Below are 1,780 nucleotides of genomic sequence, written 5' to 3'. Positions count from 1 at the left end.
CCCCTAGGAGACTGCTGAATTAATCCCGCGTGGCGGGGGTGGGTTGGCCTGTGCTTTTGGGATGATGGTGGGGTGCAGGGCCGCTCTGATGATCAGCGTGAGTTGTTGGATGCCGAATCGGTTGTCGGGCATCTTTTGAAGGCTGAGAGTGTGTTTGCGTTCCTGGCCGCGCACCGCAGCGAGTTGTTTCCCGAGGAGATGTTCGCCGATCTGTTTCCGTCGCGGCGGGGACGTCCCAGCGTGCCGGCTGAGGTGATGGCCTCGGTGATCACCTTGCAGGCTCTGCACGGGTTGTCGGACAACGACACCGTCGATGCGGTGACCTTCGATCTGCGGTGGAAAGCGGCTTGCGGTCTGCCGATCACCGCCGGGGCATTTCACTCCACGACGTTGACCTACTGGCGGCGCCGGCTGGCGGCCTCAGAGCGGCCGAATCGTATCTTCGAGGCGGTCAAAGCGGTCGTCGCGGCCACCGGTGCACTGGCAGGCAAGACCCGCCGTGCGTTGGACTCCACCATCCTCGATGACGCGGTGGCCACCCAGGACACCGTGACCCAGTTGATCGGGGCGGTCCGCCGGGTGGCCCGCGAGGTGCCTGGTGCCAGCGAGATCGCTGCCGCCAACTGCACCGCTCATGATTACGACGACCCGGGTAAACCCGCGATCGCCTGGGATGACGCTGAGGCCCGGGCGGCGTTGGTCGACGCCCTGGTCAGCGATGCTCACCGTCTACTCGGTCATCTGCCTGAGCAGGAACTCGGCGCCCGCGCTGCCGAAGCGGTGGCGTTGTTGGCGTTGATCGCCGGCCAAGACGTCGAACCCGACACCGATTCCGATGGCACCGACGGCCGGTGGCGCATCGCCGCGCGGGTGGCCCCGGACCGGGTGATCTCCACCTCGGACCCCGAGGCCCGCCACGCCCACAAAACGGTGCACCGCCGCCAGGACGGTTTCAAAGCCCACATCGCGGTCGAACCCGACACCGGGATCATCACCGACTGCATGCTGACCAAGGCCAGCGGCCCGGACACCCATGACGCGGCGGTGGCCGAATACCTGCTCGCCGAGGAGACCGAGCCGGTGACGGTGCTCGGCGATTCGGCTTACGGCAGTGGAGATTTTCGCGCGTACTTGGCCGAGGCCAAGCATGTCGATCGGGTGAAGTCGGCACCGTTGCGCCCGGCTGTCGTGGGTGGGTTCAGCACCGATGACTTCGTGATTGATCACGGCGCCAGGACGATTACCTGCCCGGCGGCGGTGACCCGCCAGATCAGCGCCAAAGGCAACGCCACCTTCGGTGTCGCGTGCCGCGGCTGCACACTACGGGCCCAGTGCACCACCAGCCGCGATGGCCGCAGCGTCAAACTGCAACCCCATGACACGCTCCAACGCAAAGCTCGCCGAGAATCGCAGAAACCAAGGTGGCTCCACGAATACCGACAACACCGCCCGATGGTCGAACGCACCATTGCCTGGCTGACCCGCGGCAACCGCAAGGTCCGCTACCGCGGCGTCAGCCGCAATGATCACTGGCTTCATCACCGCGCCGCCGCGGTGAACCTGCGCCGCCTGATCACCCTGGGACTGACCCACAACGGCACCCACTGGGCCATCGCCTGACCCCCAGAACTGGCGCTTGCATCACTCAACACTCAGTGCCACGCTCAACACCGCGGGATGACCCTCGAATATCGACCTTCGGATCTGACTACCACCAACGCGCCACAGAGCGCTCTGAGGCACCCCGCCCCAGACACCCCTATTTCAGCAGTCTCCTAGA

The 1,780-nt window shown here is 65.6% G+C and carries 1 protein-coding gene; it reads left to right on the top strand.

What is annotated here, in order from left to right; translation table 11 throughout:
• Positions 1-72: 72 nt before the first annotated feature.
• A complete protein-coding gene (locus tag CSR00_RS29755; protein WP_099025934.1) occupies positions 73-1,620 on the top strand; it encodes an IS1182 family transposase in 1,548 nt (515 codons plus the stop codon).
• The last annotated feature ends 160 nt before the right edge of the window (positions 1,621-1,780 follow it).

The organism is Mycolicibacterium palauense, assembly GCF_002592005.1.
In the GTDB taxonomy this organism is placed as follows: Bacteria; Actinomycetota; Actinomycetes; order Mycobacteriales; family Mycobacteriaceae; genus Mycobacterium; species Mycobacterium palauense.
Note: the sequence above shows the minus strand (reverse complement) of the source record. Positions and strands in the feature narration are given on the sequence as shown.